Here is a 22,694-nt window from a genome sequence, read left to right as displayed (position 1 = left end):
TATTTTTTCGAATGCGCTAGATTGACAAAGCAATATTAATATTGCCCACTTTCATTGAGTACGAAGACTACAGAGAGTTCCCCCCTCGGGGAATCACCGTCGTCAAATGGAAACAGATATCTGACGCCGGAGGCCCGTCCTGATGGAAAATGAAGGCATGGAAGACCCAAGCAAGCAGTTCGACGAAGCACAGGCCGTGGAGGGCATGTTGTCTGCCGTGGAGCGGGTGGTGCTGTTCATGCTCGGGCTATTCTGGGCGAGCCTCAACAACATCAGGAGACGGCGGATTGCCTGATCGACAGGAATCACAACTCCCGGACGAGGCCCTATTGGAAGCCTCGGGAAACGGGGACCGGCAGGCCTTCGGCGAACTCGTCCGGCGGCACCAGTCCTGGGCCTGGGGCGTGGCCTATCGTTTCCTTGGCTCCAGGGATGAGTCCGAAGATATCGTTCAGGCCGCCTTCATCAAGCTGCTTTCCGCGTCGGCCCGATATCGCCGTACCGCACGTTTCAAGAGGTTTTTCTACATCATCATTTCTCGACTCTGCCTGGACCATGCCAAAAGGAAAAAGCCCGGACAGTCGGACGATTATCCGGAGTTGGCCGATCCGTCCCCCGGACAGGAGGAGGCATTGATCATGAGCCAGGACGCGGCTCGTGTTCGCCGGGCATTGGATGCCATTCCCCCTAGACAGCGCATGGCCGTGGTGCTGCGTTACTACGAAGGGCTCGGCTATGATGAAATGGCCGCAGTGCTTGAAACGTCACGCAAGGGAGTCGAGCGGTTGCTGTCCCGGGGCCGTGAGGCGATGCGAAAGGAATTGAAATCGCGTTGAACTTTTTTTGTTCGAAGGCGGGGGTTTCCCGGAATTGGATCGTTTAATGAAGATGAGGCCGACACAAATGCATTGCCGAAATTGCCATACACGTCTTTCCGCCTACCTGGACGGCGAACTGCCCGAACAGGAATTGCGGGATATGAAACGCCATCTCGATGGGTGCGCGGACTGCCGCGCGCGTTTGGCGGAGCTGGCGGCATTGGAAGCACCTCTTACCTCTCTGGGCACTCCGGCGATGCCGGGCGATTTGGAATTCCGGATCATGGCTCGAGCTTCACGAGAGTATTTCGATGCCCCGATCAAAAGCCGCTTCCGAGAGATTGTCCGCAGAGGACTGGGGATGACGGCCATGACATCCGCCCTGGCTGTCGGCCTGCTTCTGGGAGGTCTTCTCGGGTGGAACAGTCATGGCGGATCGGTCTCTGAACGGGGCATGATGCGGACGGAGAATACGGTCTCCGCGTCCCTGAGTGCGGCTCCCGGCGGTTCGATCGAGGCCGCGGTGCTGGCCGGATTCGACGGCGGGGGGAGGTTGTAACCATGTATTATCTGAAGCGGTCGCTGCTGGCCTTGTCGGTGGGATTGAATATCGCCTTTGTCCTGTTCTGGGGCATGCAGTATTTTCCCGGACAAAATCCGATGCCGCCGGAGGCTTCCCGCCATTCGGGAGACCCATTTTTTGCGGCGCGGTATGAAAGCGTGCAGGTGACACCCGAACAATGGAAAGTGCTGGAACCTTATGCGCAGGCCTTCAAGACCAATGCAGACCGTATTCGCCGGGAAACGATGCAACTGAGAAAACGGATGCTGGAGTTGCTGGCCAAACCCGTTGCCGACGAAAGGGCGATTCGGGCCATTCAGCAAAAGATTTCTGTAAATCAAGGCGAAATGAAAGACGAGGTGCTTCGTCTTCTGCTCCAGGAAAAGGCCGTGTTGCGGCCGGATCAGTTTTCCGGACTGTTGGAAGCAATTCAGAATTATGGAGGCAGCAGGCCCGGGTTTGGGGCGATGGCCGGGGGGGCCTCGAAACGGAATTAACGGCATGACCGGGGATTTTCCCTAGGCCATGTGTACAGGAGAAAACCATGTCGCTGATTGAACTGGACGGCATTTCGAAAAAATATCTGACGGGGCAGGTTGAAACTGAGGCCCTGAAACAGATCTCCGTCTCCATCGAAAAAGGGAAACTTGTCACGTTCGTCGGACCTTCGGGAAGCGGCAAGACAACACTGCTCAATATCATCGGCTGTATGGACAAGCCCTCGTCCGGCGAGGTCCGGGTGACCGGCACCAGGGTGGACACCCTGGGGAAAAAGGAAGCTGCTCATTTTCGCGGCGAACACCTTGGTTTCATTTTCCAGTCGTTCAATCTCATCCCTGTCCTGAGCGTGTACGAGAATATAGAATACCCCCTGCTCATGATCACCCGGACTCCCGCAGCCGAGCGGCGGGAACGCGTGATGGCTGTGCTGGAGGCCGTCGGCATGGCCGACCAGAAGGACAAGCGGCCGGATCAGATTTCGGGCGGCCAGAAGCAGCGCGTGGCCGTGGCCCGTGCTCTGGTGACCAACCCGGAGGTGGTGCTGGCGGATGAGCCCACCGCGAACCTCGACCACGACACGGCCCACAAGATAATCGATCTGATGAAAAAAATGCGGGACACCTACGGGACCACCTTCGTCTTCTCCACCCACGACCCGCGCATCGTCGAACACGCCGACGTGGTGCACGGCATCGAGGACGGCATGCTGCGTGACGGGAACCCGCTTGTCCAGGGAGGCAATGACCATGCTTAACATATTCAAGATCGCCCTGCGCAATCTGGCGCGCTACAAACGTCGTACGGCCCTCACTTCCCTGCTCATCGTCATCGGCGTGTGCATGGTCGTCATGTTCTCGGGCCTCGCCGGATCGTTCAAGTCCATGATGATCGGCATCATCACGGATTCAAGCATCGGTCACCTGCAGATTCACCGCAAGGGGTACTTTTCGTCCATAGACACCATGCCCCTCAATCTGAACATGAAGGGACAGGGGTACAAAAAAATCGCGAAAACTCTCGATGGCACTCCCGGAGTGGAGGCGTATGCCCCCAGGCTGAAGCTCGGTGCGGTCCTCAGCAACTATATGGAAAGCACCAACGTCAGGCTTTCGGCAATCGATCCGAAACGGGAAATGGCCGTTTGTCCGTCCCTGGTGGGCAGGATGAAGCAGGGAGCCCCCGGCCCGGGCGAGGATCTGCTCAAGAAGGGCCAGGTCATCGTCCCCGAAAAGGTGGCCAAGAGCCTGGGCATGAAGCCCGGCGACTCCGTGGTGTTGGTCGCGACCAACAAGGACGGCTCCGTCAACGGCATGGAATTCCAGGTGGCGGGTATCATCGAGGACATCATGGGCCCGGGCGGCAAGGACGCCTACATGCACATCGAAGACGCCCGCAGCCTACTGCGCACCAAACCGGGCGAGGTCACCGAGATCGTGGTCCGGGTTTCCGACTTCAACCGCCTGAAGCCGGTCGCAGCATCGCTCACGGCGACCCTCGGCGGATTCCTGAACAAGAAGGGCAAGCCCGCCTTTGAGCTGCATACCTGGCAAAAGCTTTCGCCGTTCTCCAATATCGCGAACATGATCGACCTGATGCTGATCACGGTGAAGATCGTCATGGTCGCCATCGTCCTCATCAGCGTGCTCAACGTGATGCTGATGTCGGTCTTCGAGCGCGTGCGGGAAATCGGGACCATTGCCGCCATGGGGACCTCCCCCGGAACGATCATGTCGCTTTTCGTGGCCGAAGGCGTGCTCCTCGGCATACTGGGGACGGCTCTCGGGCTGATCCTGGGCGTGGGCGGGCTGCTGGCCTTCAAGGCGGCTGGAGTGGCCTTCTCCTTCGGACGCATGGACAACCTGATCGTGCGACCGGACATCAACCCCGGGGAAATGCTCTTCCTGTCGGCCATCGTCCTGGTCGCCTCCGCCCTGGCGGCGTTGCAACCCGCATGGAAGGCGAGCCGGATGGAACCCGTCGATGCGCTCGGCCACGTGTAACCTCAAGGGGACAAAGAAAATGCATATGATAAAACATGTTCTTCTCCTGACCGTCATCTGCCTTGTCTTTGGCACCGGGCAGGCGTCCGCCATGGATGCCGGGGATGTGCTCCAGGCCGTGGACCGCAACCTTGCCCCGGTCAGCTACGAATCCTACCGCAAGCTCATTAACATCGAGCCGGACGGGAGCAAGCGGGAATACGTCCTGTACACCATCAAAAAGGGGCAGGACATGGTGGCTTCCGTGTTTCTGGAGCCATCCAGCGAAAAGGGCCGCGCGACCCTGCGCCTGGGCGACAACATGTGGCTCCATATCCCGAGCGTGGCCAAGCCGGTCAGGATAACCAGCCTGCAATCGGTGACGGGCGGCATCTTCAACAATGCCGACATCATGCGGCTCGACTACAGCGTCGAGTACGCGCCCGAGTCCATGGAGGAAAACGACGACGCCTACGTTCTCCACCTGAAGGCGAAGACCAACGACGTGGCCTACGACAAGCTGGAAATGCTGGTGGCCAAGGACCGGCTTGTTCCAACGGAAATCAAGTGTCTCGCGGCGTCCGGGATGCTGATCAAGACCCTGCATTTCAAAAAGATGACCGACTTCGGCGACGGATTCGTCCGCCCGGCCATTGTCGAGACGGACAGCCCGCTCCACAAGGGGTACCTGTCCGTAATGATCTTCGCCAGGATGAAGGCCAGGGATTTCTCTGATGAAGTCTTCACCCTCAATTACCTGCCGCGGATCGAGACCCTGCGCCGGTAATGGCGGGAAACAGAGTGATGAAAGCCGGAGCCTGGCGCGGGGCGCTTCTCTGTGTGGCGCTCGCCCTGGTTGCCGCAACATCGGCCCTTGCCCAGGACGAGCCCCTCTATGATGCGAATTTCGACGTTCCAGCCGTAGAGGAAAAGCACTTCGAATTCTGGGGGCAGGCCGAGTTGCGGATGTACGAACGCGTCCTGAACAGGAACTCGGCGGCATACGAGCAACGCTTCTTCAAGTCCAGACAGGACGAACTCCAGACGGACTTGCTGCTGCAACTCAAGCCCGAACTTTCCGTTAAATACGAAACGTTCGGGATATATGCCCGCCCGCGCGCCGACGTTGCCTGGAGTCAGTTGCCCCTGTCGTCGGTGAGCGAGCCGGACGAACCGTCGGAACGTTTTTTCAAGGACGACAAGCATTGGGCCGGGCAGGTCCTGCTCGAAGAGGGGGTGGCCTCATGGAGACCGGACCCCCAGTTCACGCTGGAAGCAGGGAAAAAGGTCCTCAAATGGGGCAAGGGGTATGCCTGGAACCCCGTGAGTTTCGCCAGCCGCCCCAAGGACGTGGACGACCCGGACCAGAGCCGTGAGGGCTACGTCATGGGTGTCGTCGATGCCATCTTCAGCTTCGACGGCCCACTGAAGACATTTGCGTTCACTCCGGTGGTCGTCCCCGTATGGGAGCGGGTAAATACGGGATTGGCGACGAAAGAAAGTGTTCTCTACGGGGGAAAGCTCTACTTTCTGATTTCCGATGTGGACATGGATGTCATGGCAATGACCGGCGATTATTACGACACGTCCTTCGGCGTCGACTTTGCCGCGAATATCACCGAAAATTTCGCCATCCATGGAGAAACGGCGGTCCGATTGGGCCATGAGCAGACGGTTTTCAACGACGACGGGACCAGCAGTATCCACAACCACGATGCCTGGAGCTTTCTTCTGGGCGCACGCTACCTGACCGAGAGCGAAACGACCTATCTCCTCGAATACTACCACAACGGGGAGGGGTATACCTCAGAGCAATTGAAATCCTACTACGACTATGTCCACGCTGCCTACGACACCTATCAGTCCACGGGAATCGCCACCGACCTGAACAAAAGCAAACAGGTGTCGTCAGATTACAACAAGAGCAGCGCCGGGAAGGACTACCTGTATTTCCGAGTGTCCCAGAAGGAACCTTTCGACATCCTCTACCTGACCACGACAGCGACTGTAATCATGAACCTCGGCGATCGAAGCCTCTCCCTCAACCCTGAAGCCTCCTACCTGCTCACGTCAAACCTCGAGTTAAGACCCCGACTCACCCTGCCGATCGGGGACTCTGACACGGAGTTCGGTAACAAGCTCAACGCGGCCAAGGGCGAACTTCGCTGCGTGTACTACTTCTGATCCGAAAACTGACGACTGGACCGGCATCCGTTCTTCCCTTTCCCCCCGACCGCCGGAGGCGTTCTTAACTTTCAGGGTCTTCGAATTTGTCGGCGATGATTTGGGCGTCGCCGGGAGCGGCCTGGAGCTCCAGGCTTTTGGAGTTGCCGTGGCAGTGGAAGCCGTCGGGCCTGAGGGAGACGTATCCGGCGGAAAGGGCCTTGGCGTAGGGCATCTGTTCGCGCATTTCGGCATGGTCGATGCGGTTGGGGAAGATGACCGGGACGGGTGCACCGGAGAAGTCTTCGAACAGGATGTATTTCATGGTAGCCTCCAGGGCGTTGGTTGCGGTTTGTGTGCCGGGACCGAGGATACGGCCTTCGCGTGTTCAGATCAACCGTTGCCTGAAACCGTTTGACAGGATACTAAGTCGCACAATGCGTGAGTACAAGAAGATCGGGGTATGGCAGACCGCCTTTCTGGGCGACGCCGTGCTCACTTTGCCGTTGTTGAGGGCGCTCAAGGACCGTTTCCCGGAAGCGGAGATCCATTTTTACGTGCGCGCGGGCGTGGAGTCGGTATTCGCGGCCCAGCCCGAGATCGCCGAGGTGCATGCGTTCGCCAAGCGCGGCGGGCAGAAGTCCCTGAATGCGGCGGTCAGATTGGGGTGGGAGATCGGCAGGCAGGACTTCGACCTCTGGATTTCGACGCACCGGAGCCTGCGCTCGGCGCTGGTGGCAGGAGCCACAGGCATTTCGCGGCGCATAGGCTATGACTCGCCATGGTTCAACCGGCTGGCCTACACCGAGACCGTGCCTCGCCGGTTTGAGGAGCTGGAGGAGGTGGAGCGGCTCTTTCAACTGCTCGCGCCCCTGGGAATCAAGCCGCCCGCGCCCAAGGCGCCGCTGGCGCTGGGCCCTGAGGCCGTGGCCCATGCTGACAATTTCTGGCGCGAACACTGCGGCGATCGCCCCGTTTTGGGTGTTCACCCCGGCTCCACCTGGCCCACCAAGTGCTGGCCCGAGCGGTATTTCAGCGAGATCGTGACCCGTGCGTCCCAGGCAGGGGCGCAGGTGCTGGTCTTTGGCGGCCCGGACGAGGTCGAGACCTCCAGGCGGGTTCTGGACGGCGCTGATGCCCCTGACGCCATCGATCTGGGGGGAAGGCTGTCCCTGCCGCAGCTGGCCGCCTATCTGGGTCGGCTGGACGCGTATCTGACCAACGATTCCGGCCCGATGCACCTGGCCTGGGCCCAGGACACGCCCCTGGTGGCCCTGTTCGGCCCCACGGTGCGGGAGCTCGGCTTCTTTCCGCGCGGTGAGAACTCCACGGTGGTCGAGGTGGCGGGCCTGGACTGTCGCCCCTGCGGGCTGCACGGGCCCAAGAAATGCCCCAAAGAGCACTTCCTGTGCATGAACGAGCTGACGCCCGACATGGTCTGGGCAGCGCTGGAACCCAAGCTTTTTTCCTGACCCGCTTCTCCTGACGTTCTGTTTACTGTACACTGCCTCCAAACCGTCTTGGCGGAGAGGGAGGATCTCAATGCTCTGGATACATCCGGCCATGCAGGTGCTGGCCACGCTTATCGGAATCTATGCCGCGTACCTCGGCATGAAGCGGTTCCTGTCGCAACATCTGTCCATGCGCAGGCAGTTCCTGTGGAACCGCCATGTGGCGTTGGGCGCGGCGGCCATCGTCCTCTGGCTTGCGGGGTTGATCGGCGGCTTCGCCGTGGCCCGCATCAAGTGGCAGGTGAACTTCGTCACCGGTGACCATTACGAGACGGCCCTGGCCATGCTGCCGCTGCTATTCTTCGGCGGGCTGTCGGGCCTGTATATGCACCGGAACAAGGCTAGGCGCAGGGTGCTGCCGCTGCTCCACGGCCTGTGCAATGTCGTGCTCGTGGGCCAGGCCCTCTACCAGTTCAAGACCGGCTGGCAGGTGATCAAGGACTTCGTTCTCTAGCCGTCTGCCCTGGTCGGGCCGCTTGCCATTTGCGCGGCCTGACGGTATCCGACCCCCATGGCCGATTCGGAATTCGACATCTTCGGCGGTGCGCCCGCCATCGAGCCGCTCACGGACGAGTGCGAACCGTGCGTGGGCTGCGGCTGGTGCTGCCTGCGCGACCCCTGTTCGGAGGCCCATCGGCGTTACGGCTACACCCGCCGTTGTCCGGCCCTGGCCTGGGACGAGGCGGGCAACCGCTACATCTGCAGGCTCATGCTCGACCCGGACGAGGGCGAGGAGGTCCGCCGCTCCCAGCACGCAGGGCAGGGGTGCTATGCCCCCCTGAACAACTGGCGCAAGGACGTCCGCAACCGCGACGACGACTGATCCCTTTCCCTTCATGCTCCCCCGGCCTTTGAACCCGCGTCCGCCAAGGGCAGCACTCCCGTTTTGACAATCCGCTTCGAATGTTCTAACCAGATTCGTTTCCAGCCATCAGACAATCATTAAGGAATATAGATACAACATGGCTAAAGTTCAAAAGATCAAGGGATTCGCGGACCTTTTCCCTGAAGAGGCCGCGAAATTCACCTATATGGAAGCCAAGGCGCGCGAGGTGTTTTCCCGCTATGGATTCGGGGAGTTGCGCACGCCCATCCTGGAGAAGACCGAGCTCTTCCAGAAGTCCATCGGCGAGGACACCGACGTGGTCGGCAAGGAGATGTTCTCCTTTCCGGACCGCAAGAACCGCTCCCTGACCATGCGCCCCGAAGCCACGGCGGGCGTGGTCCGGGCCTTTGTGGAGTCCAAGACTCATCAGCCGGGCAAAATTTCCAAATTCTTCACCTTCGGTCCCATGTTCCGCTACGAGCGCCCCCAGAAGGGCCGCCAGCGCCAGTTCCACCAACTGGACGTGGAAATCTTCGGCGCGCCCGAGGCCCAGGCCGATGCCGAGCTCATTCTCATGCTCCGCTCCTTCCTGAATGAACTCGGCCTGACCAAGCTGACCATCGAGCTGAACTCCCTGGGCTGCCATGAGTGCCGCCCGGCCTACAAGCAGGCGCTGATCGACTACTACAAGTCCAAGGACAAGGAAAATTTCTGCGAGGACTGCCGCCGGAGGATGGAGACCAATCCCCTGCGCGTGCTCGACTGCAAGGTGCCCACCTGCAAGGAGCTGGTTCAGGACGCTCCGGTCATCACCGATCACCTCTGCCCCGAGTGCGAGACGCACTTCGCGGACGTGAGGGCGATCCTGGACGGCGCGGGCGCGGCCTATGAGCTCAATCCCCGCATGGTGCGCGGCCTGGACTACTACGTGCGCACCTGTTTCGAGGTGGCGTCCTACGATATCGGTTCCCAGACGGCGGTGGCCGGAGGCGGCCGCTACGACGGCCTGGTCAAGAACCTGGGCGGCCCCGACTGCCCCGGCACCGGCTTCGCCTGCGGCATGGAGCGCCTTGCCCTGCTGATGGACGAGGCCGAGCTGGCGCGGCCCGATTTTTATCTGGCCGTGGTGGACGACGAAGCCGCCAACGAGGCCATGTTGTTCGCCCAGCAGCTCCGCGAAAAGGGGCTTAGCGGCGAGGCCAGCTACGCGGGCGGGTCCATGAAGTCCCGCATGCGCGCGGCCAACAAGTCCGGCGCCCGGGTCTGCCTGATCCTGGGCGGCGAGGAGCTGGCCAACAACACCGTGACCGTCAAGTACATGGACGAGGAGCGCGACCAGGAGACCCTGGACCGCTCCCTGTACCTGGCGAGTCTGTAAACGACGAAATACGCGGCGCGGGCGACCGGGCCGACATCTAATGAGAGAGACTGGAGAGACAATGTCCGAACATCAAGAAGAGAGAGACTACAGCGAATTTCGCGTCATCGAGGACCTGGGCGGCTGGCGCAGGACCCACCACAACAACGAGCTGACCGCCGCCAACATGGACGAAGAGGTCTGCCTCATGGGTTGGGTTCAGTTCCGCCGCGACCACGGCGGCCTGATCTTCCTCGACCTGCGCGACCGCGAGGGGCTGACCCAGGTGGTCTTCAATCCCGAGGACAACGCCGAGGTGCACGAGCGCGCTCACGCCATCCGTCCGGAATACGTCGTCGCCATCAAGGGCAAGGTCCGGCCCCGCCCCGAGGGCATGTCCAACCCGAACATGGTCACCGGCGAGGTGGAGATCGAAGTCACCGACTACAAGCTGCTGAACACCTCCGAGACTCCGCCGTTCCCCATTGAGGACCGCGTTGAGGTGGGCGAGAACTTGCGTCTCAAGTACCGCTTCCTGGACCTGCGCCGTCCCTCCCTGGCCAAGAATTTCATCATTCGCAACAAGGCCGCCCAATCCGTGCGCCGCTATCTGGACGGGCTCGGCTTCCTGGAGATCGAGACCCCGGTGCTGACCAAGTCCACGCCCGAGGGCGCGCGCGACTTCCTGGTGCCCAGCCGCGTCAATCAGGGCGAGTTCTACGCCCTGCCGCAGTCCCCGCAGCTCTTCAAGCAGATGCTCATGGTCTCCGGCATGGACCGCTACTTCCAGATCGTCAAATGCTTCCGCGACGAGGACCTGCGCGCCGACCGTCAGCCCGAGTTCACCCAGATCGATATCGAGATGTCCTTCCCTGACGAGAAGCTCATCCAGGATATGGCCGAGGGGTTGGTCAAGAACATGTTCAAGGAGACCATCGGCGTGGAACTGCCCGAGGTTTTCCCGCACATGACCTATGCCGACGCCATGCGTGACTACGGCGTGGACAAGCCGGACCTTCGCTTCGAGCTCAAGCACATAGATATCACCGACGTGTTCGCGGGCTCCAAGTTCAAGGTCTTTGCCTCGTCCGAGCTGGTCAAGGTCATGGTCGTGCCCGGTGGCGCCGAGCTTTCCCGCAAGGAGATCGACGAGTACACCAAGTACGTCGAGATCTACGGCTCCAAGGGTTTGGCCTGGATCAAGGTCAAAGAGGACGGCGAGTGGCAGTCGCCCATCGTCAAGTTCTTCTCCGACGACGAGGTCGCCACCCTTCGGGAGCGCTCCAACTGCCAGCCCGGCGACATCCTTTTCTTCCAGGCCGGTCCGGCGGACATCGCCAACGCCGCCCTGGGCAACCTGCGCTGCGAGCTGGCCAAGCGGTTCGGCCTGATCAAGGAGGGCGAGTTCAAGCCCGTCTGGATCACCGACTTCCCGCTGCTTGAGTACGACGCCGACGAGAAGCGCTACGTGGCCCGGCACCATCCCTTCACCTCCTGCCTGCCCGATCAGCTCGAGGTGCTGGCCGAGCAGCCCGGCGAGGCCATTGCCCGTGCCTACGACCTGGTCCTTAACGGCTACGAGGTGGGTGGCGGCTCCATCCGCATCCACACCCCGGAGATGCAGGAGAAGATGTTCGCGGCCCTGGGCATCGACAACGAGGAGGCCCAGGAGAAGTTCGGCTTCCTCATGGACGCCCTCAAGTACGGTGCACCGCCCCACGGCGGCATCGCCTTCGGCCTGGACCGTCTGGTCATGATCCTGACCGGCACCAAGTCCATCCGCGACGTCATCGCCTTCCCCAAGACCCAGAAGGCCACCTGCCTGATGACTGAGGCCCCGTCCACGGTGCCGAGCAAGCAGCTCCGGGAGCTCGGCATCCGGCTGCGCGAAAAGAAGCAGGATTAGTTTCAATTACGGTTTCAAGCGGCCCCGGCAATCCCGTGAAGGATTTTGCCGGGGCCTCTTTTTCTTGTAAACACGGAGCAACTAATCGGAATTTTTAAGGAAGGGGAAATATTGCCCCAACGCTGCTCCCCTTTTGAGTTTCCGTGCTTAATAAGCTAATACAACGTATCGAGACGCCGCATACAACACTACCACCCCCCGCCGGACTTCCTGTGGCGCGATAAAGAGTTTCGGAAAAGAGAGGGGATGGGGGTCTGGGGGAAGGGGAGAGGAAAACCCTTTGCAAAGGGTTTTCCTCTCCCCTTGCCCCAGCCGCCGGAGGCAACCAAAATGAAATTGAAGATATGTACCTGGCCGGACGAAGTACTGGCCGCCAAGGCCGAGCCCATTTCCGAGGTGACGCCGGAGCTTGAAGAACTCATCGAAAACATGGTCGAGACCATGTACGAGAGCGACGGAGTCGGACTGGCCGCGCCCCAGGTGGGCGAGTCCATCCGGCTCATCTGCGTGGACCAGACCGGCCCCAAGGAGCGCGGCGAGCTGCGCGTGCTGATCAACCCGGAGATCGTGGAGTGCGACGGTGAGGTGGAGAGCGAGGAGGGGTGCCTGAGCTGCCCCGAGTTCAACCTCAAGGTCAAGCGCAAGGAGCGGGTCAAGGTCACGGCCATGGACAGGGAAGGCAAGGATGTGTGCATCGAGACCGACGGATTGCTGGCCATCATCCTGCAGCACGAGATCGATCACCTGGAGGGTGTTACCCTGGCGGACCAGGCCGGACGGCTCAAGAAGTCCATGTACCGCAAGAAGGCCCTCAAGTGGCAGAAATAGCGGGGTAGGGATATGGAAGAGATCAACGCCAACGGTGGTGAGAGTTCTGCGGAATCCTGGGGCGCGGTGAAACTGAAGCCCCTGCGGACCGTGTTCATGGGCACGCCGGATTTTGCGGCCGAGGCCTTGCGCATCCTGCTTGAGTTCGATGGCGCGGACGTGGTCGGCGTATACAGCCAGCCCGACCGTCCGTGCGGGCGCGGACGCCAGTGCAAGCCTTCGGCGGTGAAGGTGGTGGCCCTGGAGCACGATATTCCGGTCTTCCAGCCGGAGAATTTCAAGGAGCAGGCGGCCATCGACGAACTGGCCGCGCTCAAGCCGGACGTCCTGGTGGTGGCGGCCTACGGGCTGATTCTGCCCCAGGCCGTGCTCGACGTCCCTGCAATCCACCCGCTCAACATCCACGCCTCGCTGCTGCCCAAGTGGCGCGGGGCCGCGCCCATCCAGCGGGCCATCGAGAGCGGCGACGTGGTCACCGGCATTTCCATCATGAAGATGGAGGCGGGGCTGGACACCGGCCCGGTGCTGGTCCAGCGCGCGCTCAGGATCGGCCACAACGACCATGCGGGCACCATCCACGACGAGCTGGCCAAGCTGGGCGGCATCTGCATTTGCGAGGCCTTTGCCCGGCTCCAGACCGGAGCCTACGATCTCAAGCCCCAGGACGACTCCATCGCCACCTATGCGAAGAAGCTGGAGAAGAAGGAAGGCGAGATAGACTGGAACCGTCCGGCCCAGGCCATCCACAACCAGATTCGCGCCATGTACCCGTGGCCCGGCGCGTTCTTCGACTGGACCAACGGTGACGGCAAGACGATCCGGCTCAACGTTTCTCCCGGCGAGATCAGCGAGGAAGCGGCTTCCAAAGTGGAGCCGGGGACCGTGCTTGGCGAGATGGACGGCAGGCTGGCCATCACCACGGCGGACAAGATTTACCTGACCCCGGAAGTCAAGCCCCAGGGGAAGAAGGCCATGGACGCCACGGCCTTTGCCTGCGGCTACATGAAGGAATGCAAGTAGCGAAGAGGACCCCATGTCCATGAGCCAGGAGCCCTTAATCCGCCGCTCCAGGAAGCGGCTTTTCATCGGCCTCATCAGCGGAACCTGCTTCGTGTTCTGCCTGATGCTGGCGGCCCTCTGGATCGTGCCCTACGTGGGGCTCAAGTCCATCCATCCCGCGGCAGCCTGGGTTCTCGGCGCGCTGGTGGTGTTCTTCATCTGCTTCGTGTCCGTGGCCTACTGGGGGCTGTTCCTGAACATCATCCTGCGCAGGCCGTTACCGGGCTCGCGCCGCTATCGGGGGCTGACGGTCAAGCTCTTCCTGCCGGTCATGGTCCTGCTCGGCCGGGCCATGGGGATCGACAAGGAGTCGATCATGCTCTCCTTCATCTCGGTGAACAATGAGCTGGTCCTTGCCGAGGCCGGGCGCTACAAGCCCGAGGAAGTGCTCCTGCTCATGCCTCACTGCCTCCAGAACTCCAAGTGCGACCGGCGGCTGACCTACGACATCAACAACTGCGTGCGTTGCGGCAAGTGCCCCATAGCCGGGCTGCTGGACCTGCACGACAAGTACGGCGTCAACCTGGCCGTGGCCACGGGCGGCACCGTGGCGCGACGTATCGTGGTCCAGATGCGGCCCCGTATGATCATTGCCGTTGCCTGCTACCGCGACCTCGCCTCGGGCATCCAGGACACCTACCCCCTGCCGGTCTTCGGCGTGCTCAACGAGCGGCCCCACGGCCCCTGCCTGGATACCACCGTGGCCCACTACCTCCTGGAGGAGGCCCTCCACCGTTTCCTGAAGCCCGAATACCTGGAAGGCAAGACGCCGGGGAGCGGACGGATCATCTCCACGGCCCAGGGCACCCGTCTCTAGGCTTAACCCGGTCTTCACATATTCGGAATTGATCTTGCGGGCAGAATCGCCCATCCTGTCTTCCGGAGGATAACCATGCCAACCATCACCGCCTGCACCATGGATTGCGGCGATTGCTGCTCCCTCGTGGTCGACGAGGCCAAGCGGAGCGTCCGGGGAAACCCGGCCCACCCCTTCACCAAGGGATTCTGCTGCCGCAAGGGTACCCGCTACTTTGATCGGCTGGACGCAGACGACCGGATCACCACGCCCCTGATCAAGGAGAACGGTGCGTTTCGCGAGGCCTCCTGGGACGAGGCGCTGGATCTTGTGGCGGCCCGGCTCGACGCGGCCCGCGTCCGCCCCGAGACCATCCTGCACGTGCGGGGCCACGGCTATCGGGGCATCCTCGCAGCCGCCAGCCCCATTTTCTTCAAGAAGCTCGGTGCCTCCACCACCTACGGCTCGGTGTGCGACGACACGGGCATCACCGCCTCCATCCGGGACTTCGGTGTGCTGCACCATAACGATCCCGAGGACATCCTCAACGCCTCCCGGATCATCAACTGGGGCCGGGACCTGACCCGCTGCTCCATCCATCAGCTCCAGCTCGTGCACAAGGCGCGCAAGCGCGGAGCCGAGGTGCTGACCATCTCGCCGGGAGGGGACGGCACCCCCGAATTTTCCGACGTGAACATCATCATCCGGCCCGGAACGGACCGGTTCCTGGCCGCCGCCGTGCTCAAGCTTTACCTTGAGGCCGGCGACCTCAACCCGTGGGTGCTCAACCGTTGCGCCAACTGGCCGGCCCTGCGCGGGCTCATCGACGGCTGCGCCCTGGCCGACCTGACTCGCATGTGCGAGGTGCCCACTGCCGACGTGGAGATGCTCTACGACTGGTACGCGGACACCGGCAACGTGGCCACGATCATCGGCTGGGGTCTCCAGCGCCATTTGTACGGCGGGGAGAACGTCCGCTTCATCAACGCCCTGGCCATGATCTCCGGCAATGTGGGCGTGTCCGGCGGCGGGACCTACTTCAACGTCTCCTCGGCCCGTAACCTGGGCTCGTGGGAGCACCTGATGGTCGACGCCCCCGCAGAGCAGCGCCGCTTCCTGGTCCAGGACCTTGGGGCCGAGCTGCGGCGGGCCGATCCGCCGGTGGAATTCATCTGGGTGGACGGCCACAACGTGGTTAACCAGGTGCCCGACTGCCTGGCCGTTGCCGACGCCTTCCGCAAACCCTTCGTGGTCTGCGTGGACGGCTTCTTTCACGACACGGCGCTGACTGCCGACGTGATCCTGCCTCCCGCCCTGATGTTCGAGCGCGAGGATGTGCTTGGCTCCTTTCTTCATAACTATGTTCAGTACTGCGCCAAGGCCGCGAACCCGCCAGGGCAGTGTCGTGCGGATTTCGATATCCTTATCGACCTGGGGTCCCGTCTGGCCGAGCCCGTCACGATGCCCGACCCGGAGGCATGCCTGGAAGAGAGCCTCGGACAGGGCGGTTTCTCCCTGGAGGAGCTGCGGACCAACGGCTTCATCAAGGCCCGCCATCCCTACGTGGCCTTCGAGGGCATGCGTTTCGGCCACCCGGACGGTCTCTACCGCTTTCCCGAGAGCCTGACGCCCGAGCCCGCCCGCGACCCGGACTATCCCCTCCAGCTCCTGACCGTGGTGCGCGGCAAGACCCTGCATTCCCAGATCGCGGAAAAGGATCAGCGCGGCATCCCCCGGGTGTGGGTGTCCAAGCGCAACCCTGCCTGGGCTCCGCTCAACCCGGCCCAGGATGTCTATCTGGTCACTCCCCAGGGGGCCATGCAGGTCCAGGTCGACGTGGACGAGACCCTGCACCCCAGGGCCGTGGTCATGCGTCGGGGCGGGTGGATGAAGATGGGCCACAACGCCAACGTCATCATCAAACCCATGGTCACGGACATGGGCGATGGCACGGCATATTACAGCCAGCACTGCCGCCTCGAAAACCGCTAGGCAGGCGGGCGGGAAACGGCGATCTGCTGCGTTGCTCAAAATGCGCAAACCCTCGCGTACGGGTGTACGCTTCGGTCTTGCGCCTTTTTCGCGCCTTGCAGCTCACCATTTCCCGCCCGCCTGCCCTTGTCACGGGGAGAGGGGGCTGGATTAGAAAATCCTTTCTGCTTTGTTTGTGGGTTTTCCCAACCGGCTACGCCTGCAATCCATTCGCCCTTCCGCCTTGCCGGTTGAAATGAAGCGAGTATACTCTAGACGAGAATTCCGTGAGGCCTCCCCCTTTAAGCGGGGAGGAAAAAACGGCGATCTGCTGCGTTGCTCAAAATGCGCAAACCCTCGCGTACGGGTGTACGCTTCGGTCTTGCGCCTTTTTCGCGCCTTGCAGCTCACCATTTCCCGCCCGCCTGCCCTTGTCACGGGGAGAGGGGGCTGGATTAGAAAATCCTTTCTGCTTGGTTTGTGGGTTTTCCCCAACCGGCTACGCCTGCAATCCATTCGCCCTTCCGCCTTGCCGGTTGAAATGAAGCGAGTATACTCTAGACGAGAATTCCGTGAGGCCTCCCCCTTTAAGCGGGGAGGAAAAAACGGCGATCTGCTGCGTTGCTCAAAATGCGCAAACCCTCGCGTACGGGTGTACACTTCGGCCTTGCGCCTTTTTCGCGCCTTGCAGCTCACCATTTCCCGCCCGCCTGCCGGTGTCATGGGGAGTGGTGGTTTTTTTGATGAGCGGCGACTAGACGGTATCCTCAGGGACTGTAACCAGCTCCCTTGAGCACAAGTCCGCACCGAAGGTGCGCCATAGGGGATGCAAGGGCGCTAGTCCTTGCCCGCCGGAGGCGAAATCACCCGACAATCGCCGCCGACAGGCGGCATTAAGTCCTGATTCTACAATGAAGGAATTAGCAGAAGAGTCGCTTACGGCTTTTCGGCCCAGAGGATGAAGACCGGGTTCTGGGCCTTGAAGCGGAGGTCTCCGGCAAGGGAGTCCGTGGCCGAGGCCTGGAGTTGGGTCACGCCGAAATGCCAGCCCCGTTTCTGGAAGTGGTCCTTGGCGGCGTGGAGGGAATCCAGAAGGATGGTGTGGACGACCATGCGGCCCCTCGGCTTGAGGCGTTCGCAGGCCACGTCGAGCAGTTCGCTGTCCTGATTGGCAGGTCCGCCCAGTCCGCCGCCGATGAAGATGCGGTCGGGGTCGGGCAGGCCCTCAAGGCATTCTGGCATGGAGCCCAGGATGGTCTCCACCAGCCACGCGCCGGTACGCCGGATGTTCTCGCGGATCATGGCCGCGCGGGTCTTGTGCCGCTCCACGGCGAAGACATGGCCGCGCCGGGCCAGGTGGGAGGCCTCGATGGACACGGCACCGGAGCCCGCGCCCAGATCCCAGACCGTGGAGCCCGGCATGACTCCCAGGTGAGCCAGCCCGGCGGCGCGCACGGGCAGCTTGGTGATCAGGTTCTTCTGGTGCAGGTAGAAGTGGTCCGGGATGCCCAGGGCCAGTTCGATCTCGGGCGGATACTGCCGCTCAAGCACCACCAGGTTCAGCGGGGAGAACTCCATGCCCCAGGTGTCGGGCAGTGGCAGGGTGCGGACGATCTCCTGCGGGGTGCCCAGGTCTTCCAGCACGGTCATGGTGAAGCAGTCGGCCCCGCGTTCGAGCAGGGCGCGGGCCACCTCGGCCGGAGAGTTCTTCGCGTCGGTGAAGACCGCGATGAGGTCGGCGCGGACCAGGGCGGCGTAGAGGGGGGAGTAGTCGTCGCGCCCGTGCAGGGAGACGAAGTCCATGTCGTGCCACGGCAGCCCGAGGCGGGCGGCGGCCACCTGCATGGTGGAGACGTTGGGCTCCACCACGAGGTTCTCGCGGCCCAGCTCCTCGCCCAGCCGCTTGCCGATGCCGAAGAAGAGGGGGTCGCCGTCGGCAAGGACCACGACCCTGCGGCCCTTGTCCGCCTGCTTGCGGATGGTCTTGAGGATGGGGGCCAGCGGCCCGGCGATGGGCAGCTTTTCCACGCCCGTCACGGGGCAGGCCTCAAGCAGCCTCTTGCCGCCCACCACGAGGTCCGCCTTCTCCAGGATCTGGCGGGCGGAGGGGGTGAGCCGGAGCGAGCCAGGGGCAAGCCCGACGACGCGGACGGGTTCGATGGTCGGCATGCGGGCAATGTACCCCATTCCCGCGCAAGGGGAAAGGATAATGCATCGGCTCGGCTCCAACCCCCCTGTTTTCTCGGGATAACTTTTGTGCTATGCGTAATTGTGTATCCAAGCGCGACATCCTGTCCGCGTCAGATCAAGGAGGACGCATGCAATTCTTTCTCGATACCGCCAATCTCGACCAGATCCGCGAAGTCAAGGAACTCGGCCTGCTGGACGGCGTGACCACCAACCCCACACTCATGTCCCGCGAGGGCGGCGACTGGCGTGAACAGGCCGCCCTCATCTGCGAGCTGGTGGACGGCCCGGTCTCCCTGGAGGTCATCGGCACCACCCGGGAAGAGATGATCAAGGAAGCCAAGGACCTGGTGTCTTTCGGCGACAACGTGGTGGTCAAGATTCCCATGATCGCCGAAGGCCTCAAGGCGCTCAGGGAGTTGACTGAGCGCGGCATCAAGACCAACGTGACCCTGGTTTTCTCTCCGGCCCAGGCCCTGCTGGCAGGCAAGCTCGGGGCAACCTACGTCTCCCCGTTCGTGGGCAGGCTGGACGGATTGAGCCACTCCGGCATGGAGGGCGTGGACCAGATGCGGACCATCTTCGACAACTACGCTTTCGAGACGAAAATCCTGGTCGCCTCGGTCCGCCACCCCATGCACGTTCTGGAGTCCGGGCTCATCGGCGCTGACGTCATCACCCTGCCGTACGCGACCATCATGCAGCTCATGCAGCACCCTCTGACCGACAAGGGGCTGGCCGCTTTCCTGGCCGACTGGGAGGCGTTTCAGGAGGGGAAGTAGACCGGTTACGGCTCTTCCCGATTGAGAGATTATCCAGGGGAACCGAGGTGTTGTCTCGGTTCCCTGCCTTTTTGTCCCCTTGACATTTGAGTCTGTTCATATAGGTTGTCCGGTATGACGCGTTCTCCTCATGCAGATGCCCGGGCCATGGAAAGCCTCGTCGCCGAGCTTGCCGGGCGCGAGGCACTTGTAAACGCGCTCTCCGACGTTGATCTTTCGAAACACCTGGCCGAGTGGCTGGAGCAGGATCTAGGCATCGCCCGCTGGAAGGTTCTGCTGGGCCTCAAGCTCATCACGCCCGTGGTGGTCTCCGTTGCCAAGGGAGCGGGCAAGATGCTGGCCGACGGCATCAAGCAGCAGTTGCTCAGCCAGCTCATAAAGCGCAAGTGGGCCAAGGACCTCATAGACAGGCTCAACGATTTCAGCTCCCAGACGTCGCAGAAGACCGAGGCCATGAATCAGGTCAAGGCTCAGTTGGAGAGGCCCGCCAACCGGGCGGAGGGCGACGTCGAACACCGGGAGGCCCTGTCTCTGGAGTTGCAGGCCATGCTCCGGCAGATGGGCGCACTGGAAGAGGTGCAAGACACGCTGGATTTTCTGGTCAATCTCGTCAACCTCCAGCCGGCTTTCAAGGATACGTATGCCGCCGAAAACGACCGGCAGCAGTTCGTCTACCGCTCCCAGTATATCCCCTTTGCCGGTCGTGTGGCAGAGATGGCGACCCTTGACGAGTTCCTCAACTGTCCCAAGCGATTCGCCTGGAAATCCGTCACCGGCCCCGGCGGCGTGGGCAAGAGCCGCCTGGCGCTGGAGTTTTGCCAGCGCAACGGCGGCGCGTGGCGCGCGGGTATCCTTCTGGACACCGGGTTCGATTTTGCCAAATGGCAGCCCAACCAGCCCACGCTGATCGTCATCGACTACGCCACCAAGGAGGAGCCGCGCCTCAAGGAAATACTCGAGCTGCTGACCAACCGGCGCGGAGAATTCGACTACGCCGTCCGGGTGCTGCTGCTGGAACGGGACAAGAGCATGGAGTCCCTTGCGGCGCTGGGCGAAGACGACGAATACGGGCGCAGGCACCATGGGCCGGACATCGTCCTCGGTGAGGGCGGAGAGGAAATCGCCACCTCCATCTTCGCATTCTTTTTCGATACCCACGGTGTTGCCCGGCCGGACTCGTGGGACGCGCACCTGACCAAGCTGCAAGAGATCGACGCCAGACGGCGTCCCCTGTTCGCGGCCTATTACGCCAACGAGGTCGCCACCGGAAAATGCGGCCGGGAATGCGACAGGGAGTCCCTGCTCCAGTCCGTCATCAAGCGGGAAAAGGAGAAGTTCTGGGACCCCAGCGGCGTGACCGAAGCGGATCTGGCCCTGCTCGCCTTCGCAACCATGGTCGGCGGGGTGACCAATTCTCACGAATTGCCGGAATGCGTCACTCCTATTTCTGAGTTGGTGGAAAATGAGGCACGTTTTCTGGCCCTCGGGGGAATCGCCGTAAAGCATGATGAGCGATTCATCCAAATCATCAGGCCCTGGGAACCTGATCTGGTTGGCGAACTGTTCGTGCTGGATTTCCTGTCGGACAAACCGCGAGCATTGTCGGAACATAAATATCGCGCCACTCTATTGAAAACGGCGTGGGATAAAGCGCCGCTGGCGACAGCCGCCTTTCTTGACAGGCTCCGGCAGGATTATGCAGACCATCCCGCCTTTCCGAGTTTGATCAAGGTCCCAGCAGATGCCGGGGAGCAGGCCGCTCTGTATTGGGCTATGCTTGCAGTCAATATGCTTAGCATGTTTGGCAGGTCCGGAGACATGCAAGCGGCGCAGCAACAATATGCCGATATTTTGGCATATAGCCATGATCTTCCAACGAATCAGGAAGTCAGCGTTATAGCGGCGCAGGCATCTGTCAATATTATAAAATATTTCGGTGAAATCGGCGATTTGCAGGCGGCAAAGGCACATTATGCCGACATTGCAGTTATTAAAGAGGGACACCCTGACAATCAGGAGATCGACGTGCGTCAGGCAATGGCGGCGTTTAATCTCACGACATATTTTGGTAAGGATGGCGACTTCCTTGCCGCAGAGAAGAGCTACGCAGACATAGTGGCACTCAGGAACGCATACCCAGAGAACCAACGGATTGCCATGGCAATGATTAATTCAGTAGTTAATCTGATTAGTTATATAGGTGAAGCCGTTGACTCCCAGAGGGCGAAGGACCTCTATGCCGATATTGTCGAAATTTGGAGGCGCCACTCGGAGAATCAGGAAATCGCCGAGGCAATGGCAAAGGCGACTTGCAATTTCATAAAAGAATACGACAAGGATGGCGACACGCAAGCGGTAGGGGAGCGTTATGCCGACATCTCCGCAATCAGAGAAAACTACCCGAATAACCCGAGTATTGCCGTTACAACGGCACGGGCGGCATCCAACTATATTGCGTGGTTAGGTAAGGCGGAGGTCCTCCAGGCGGCGAGGGAGCGCTACTCTGACATTGCTGCTATCAGGAAGGACCACCCGGAAAATCAGGAAGTCGCCGAGGCAATGATGCAGGCCGCGTTCAATCTCATCAACTATCTCAACAAGGCTGGTGACACGCAAGGGGCCGAAGAGCGCTATTCCGACATCGCGGCAATCAGGGAGGAATACCCGAACAACCGGTACATTGCCGTCACGCAGGCACGAGCGGCAGCCCATCTTATCGACGAGTTGGGGCAGACCAGAGACTTCTCTACTGCAAACAAGCTCTACGCCGAGATTGCATCTATCAGAAAGGACTATCCTGAAGATTCGATAATAGCCGTCGTGTTGGCCAAGGCTGCTTTTAATCTCATTTACGATCTGGCGAAAGCCGGTGAACTCTCAGCTGCGGGGGAACGTTACGGCGAGTTAAAGAAGGTCAGGATGGCGCACTTGGGCAGTCAAGATATTGCCCAGACAATGGCCCAGGCGGCGATTAATCTTATCCTCTATTATTGTAGGGGGGGCGATTTCTCGGCGGCGCGGAGCTGCTATAACGACGTCGCAGCCCTTAGGACGGAGCAACCGGACAACTGCGTAATGGCCGTACGCCAAGCAATGGCGGCGCTTAATCTATCCATAGGCCAAATCCAACAAAACGAAATGGAATATCTTCCCGAGTTGGTTCGCGAATTGAGGGGATTGGAAGAGTCGCATGCAGGAGAACAGGATGTCGATATGTTGATCCAACGCGCAAATCTCATGGCTGCTCAGCTTGAAAACAGGCCTGTGGAAGAGCGGAATGAGGCTACCCAGCTATTCCTGAAAGCTTGGGGAAAGGATTCTTAAAATCCTGAACGCCAGGCAGTTTGTTTTCTGCTGATGTCACGTGGGCCGGAGAAGCCCCCGTTTCATTCTTCTCTCACCCGATCCCGTTCCCCCAGCCGGGCAAGCGCCTTCTCTTCGTCGTCGA

The 22,694-nt window shown here is 61.1% G+C and carries 21 protein-coding genes; 19 read left to right on the top strand and 2 right to left on the bottom strand.

Going from position 1 to position 22,694, the window contains the following annotated elements:
* Window positions 1-142: 142 nt before the first annotated feature.
* The 8 genes from GM415_RS03095 (at window position 143) to GM415_RS03060 (ending at window position 6,044) form a co-directional block, all read left to right on the top strand.
* A complete protein-coding gene (locus GM415_RS03095) occupies window positions 143-295 on the top strand; it encodes a hypothetical protein (protein WP_158946374.1) in 153 nt (50 codons plus the stop codon).
* Window positions 288-836 carry an RNA polymerase sigma factor gene (locus tag GM415_RS03090; RefSeq protein ID WP_158946373.1) on the top strand — a complete coding sequence of 183 codons (549 nt, stop codon included), beginning with the start codon at window positions 288-290 and terminating at the stop codon, window positions 834-836. The genes GM415_RS03095 and GM415_RS03090 overlap by 8 nt, the downstream gene beginning before the upstream one ends.
* A 67-nt stretch (window positions 837-903) precedes the next feature.
* Window positions 904-1,377, top strand: coding sequence for an anti-sigma factor family protein (locus tag GM415_RS03085; protein WP_158946372.1), 474 nt, complete (start codon window positions 904-906; stop codon window positions 1,375-1,377).
* A 2-nt stretch (window positions 1,378-1,379) separates the two neighbouring features.
* The gene (locus GM415_RS03080; RefSeq protein ID WP_158946371.1) at window positions 1,380-1,877 is read left to right on the top strand and encodes a Spy/CpxP family protein refolding chaperone; all 498 of its coding nucleotides are present in this window, start codon (window positions 1,380-1,382) and stop codon (window positions 1,875-1,877) included.
* 47 nt (window positions 1,878-1,924) lie between these two features.
* Entirely contained in the window at window positions 1,925-2,635 is a 711-nt protein-coding gene (locus tag GM415_RS03075; protein ID WP_158946370.1) for an ABC transporter ATP-binding protein, read from the top strand.
* On the top strand, window positions 2,628-3,881 hold the full coding sequence (locus GM415_RS03070) for an ABC transporter permease (protein ID WP_158946369.1): 1,254 nt from the start codon (window positions 2,628-2,630) through the stop codon (window positions 3,879-3,881). The genes GM415_RS03075 and GM415_RS03070 overlap by 8 nt, the downstream gene beginning before the upstream one ends.
* A gap of 25 nt (window positions 3,882-3,906) precedes the next feature.
* On the top strand, window positions 3,907-4,647 hold the full coding sequence (locus GM415_RS03065) for an outer membrane lipoprotein-sorting protein (RefSeq protein WP_242012330.1): 741 nt from the start codon (window positions 3,907-3,909) through the stop codon (window positions 4,645-4,647).
* Window positions 4,648-4,664: 17 nt separating this feature from the next.
* Window positions 4,665-6,044 carry a hypothetical protein gene (locus GM415_RS03060; RefSeq protein WP_158950741.1) on the top strand — a complete coding sequence of 460 codons (1,380 nt, stop codon included), beginning with the start codon at window positions 4,665-4,667 and terminating at the stop codon, window positions 6,042-6,044.
* A gap of 64 nt (window positions 6,045-6,108) precedes the next feature.
* On the opposite strand, the gene GM415_RS03055 is transcribed toward GM415_RS03060, so the two are convergent.
* The gene (locus GM415_RS03055) at window positions 6,109-6,348 is read right to left on the bottom strand and encodes a hypothetical protein (protein ID WP_158946367.1); all 240 of its coding nucleotides are present in this window, start codon (window positions 6,346-6,348) and stop codon (window positions 6,109-6,111) included.
* A 112-nt stretch (window positions 6,349-6,460) separates the two neighbouring features.
* Here GM415_RS03055 and GM415_RS03050 point away from each other — a divergent pair, with 112 nt between their 5' ends.
* The 9 genes from GM415_RS03050 (at window position 6,461) to GM415_RS03010 (ending at window position 16,298) form a co-directional block, all read left to right on the top strand.
* A complete protein-coding gene (locus GM415_RS03050; RefSeq protein WP_158946366.1) occupies window positions 6,461-7,495 on the top strand; it encodes a glycosyltransferase family 9 protein in 1,035 nt (344 codons plus the stop codon).
* Between the two features lie 70 nt (window positions 7,496-7,565).
* Window positions 7,566-7,988, top strand: a complete 423-nt coding sequence (locus GM415_RS03045) for a DUF4079 family protein (protein WP_158946365.1) — start codon at window positions 7,566-7,568, stop codon at window positions 7,986-7,988.
* Between the two features lie 57 nt (window positions 7,989-8,045).
* A complete protein-coding gene (locus tag GM415_RS03040; protein WP_338419788.1) occupies window positions 8,046-8,357 on the top strand; it encodes a hypothetical protein in 312 nt (103 codons plus the stop codon).
* Between the two features lie 139 nt (window positions 8,358-8,496).
* Window positions 8,497-9,738, top strand: a complete 1,242-nt coding sequence (gene hisS / locus GM415_RS03035; RefSeq protein ID WP_158946364.1) for a histidine--tRNA ligase — start codon at window positions 8,497-8,499, stop codon at window positions 9,736-9,738.
* 61 nt (window positions 9,739-9,799) lie between these two features.
* A complete protein-coding gene (gene aspS / locus GM415_RS03030; RefSeq protein ID WP_158946363.1) occupies window positions 9,800-11,623 on the top strand; it encodes an aspartate--tRNA ligase in 1,824 nt (607 codons plus the stop codon).
* A 330-nt stretch (window positions 11,624-11,953) separates the two neighbouring features.
* Entirely contained in the window at window positions 11,954-12,451 is a 498-nt protein-coding gene (def, locus tag GM415_RS03025; protein WP_158946362.1) for a peptide deformylase, read from the top strand.
* Window positions 12,452-12,463: 12 nt separating this feature from the next.
* On the top strand, window positions 12,464-13,471 hold the full coding sequence (gene fmt / locus GM415_RS03020; RefSeq protein ID WP_158946361.1) for a methionyl-tRNA formyltransferase: 1,008 nt from the start codon (window positions 12,464-12,466) through the stop codon (window positions 13,469-13,471).
* A 19-nt stretch (window positions 13,472-13,490) separates the two neighbouring features.
* Window positions 13,491-14,327: a DUF116 domain-containing protein gene (locus GM415_RS03015; protein WP_158950737.1), complete on the top strand. Its 837-nt coding sequence runs from the start codon at window positions 13,491-13,493 to the stop codon at window positions 14,325-14,327.
* A 75-nt stretch (window positions 14,328-14,402) separates the two neighbouring features.
* Window positions 14,403-16,298: a molybdopterin-dependent oxidoreductase gene (locus GM415_RS03010; protein ID WP_158946360.1), complete on the top strand. Its 1,896-nt coding sequence runs from the start codon at window positions 14,403-14,405 to the stop codon at window positions 16,296-16,298.
* 915 nt (window positions 16,299-17,213) lie between these two features.
* Here the strand turns inward: GM415_RS03010 and cbiE are convergent.
* Window positions 17,214-18,446 (bottom strand): precorrin-6y C5,15-methyltransferase (decarboxylating) subunit CbiE, encoded by a 1,233-nt coding sequence (cbiE, locus tag GM415_RS03005; RefSeq protein ID WP_158946359.1) that lies wholly within the window; start codon window positions 18,444-18,446, stop codon window positions 17,214-17,216.
* A 149-nt stretch (window positions 18,447-18,595) separates the two neighbouring features.
* Between cbiE and fsa the strand changes: the two genes are divergently transcribed.
* On the top strand, window positions 18,596-19,246 hold the full coding sequence (fsa, locus tag GM415_RS03000) for a fructose-6-phosphate aldolase (protein ID WP_158946358.1): 651 nt from the start codon (window positions 18,596-18,598) through the stop codon (window positions 19,244-19,246).
* 147 nt (window positions 19,247-19,393) lie between these two features.
* Window positions 19,394-22,570 carry a hypothetical protein gene (locus GM415_RS02995; protein ID WP_158946357.1) on the top strand — a complete coding sequence of 1,059 codons (3,177 nt, stop codon included), beginning with the start codon at window positions 19,394-19,396 and terminating at the stop codon, window positions 22,568-22,570.
* The last annotated feature ends 124 nt before the right edge of the window (window positions 22,571-22,694 follow it).

The organism is Pseudodesulfovibrio cashew (assembly GCF_009762795.1).
Taxonomy (GTDB): domain Bacteria; phylum Desulfobacterota; class Desulfovibrionia; order Desulfovibrionales; family Desulfovibrionaceae; genus Pseudodesulfovibrio; species Pseudodesulfovibrio cashew.
The sequence above is the reverse complement of the archived record's forward strand: the minus strand, read 5'-3'. Positions and strand labels throughout refer to the sequence as shown.